1 protein-coding gene is annotated in these 304 nt (G+C 62.8%); it reads left to right on the top strand.

Annotated features, from left to right (window positions below):
• Positions 1-56: 56 nt before the first annotated feature.
• On the top strand, positions 57-304 hold a 248-nt coding region (locus tag E0702_RS16550), incomplete at its 3' end, for a F0F1 ATP synthase subunit B family protein (RefSeq protein WP_205742003.1).

Here is a 304-nt window from a genome sequence, read left to right as displayed (position 1 = left end):
GGTCGGGTCAGCCTCAAACGGGCTGATCCGATGGATTGAGGGCCAAGGAGGGACGTATGGCAACCGAAGCAACAGGGGCCGTCGAGGCCGCGCCGGGGATGCCCCAGCTCGACTTCTCGACCTTTCCCAACCAGCTTTTCTGGCTGATCATCACGCTCGTCGCGATCTACCTGATCCTGACGAAAGTGGCCCTGCCGCGGATCGGATCCGTTCTGGCGGAACGCAGCGGCACGATCACCAACGATCTGGCGGCGGCCGAACAGCTGAAGCTCGCGGCGGTCGAGGCGGAGAAAGCCTATAATCA

The sequence above is a fragment of the Halomonas marinisediminis genome, from assembly GCF_004347715.1.
Taxonomy (GTDB): Bacteria; Pseudomonadota; Gammaproteobacteria; order Pseudomonadales; family Halomonadaceae; genus Halomonas; species Halomonas icarae.
The sequence above is the reverse complement of the archived record's forward strand: the minus strand, read 5'-3'. Positions and strand labels throughout refer to the sequence as shown.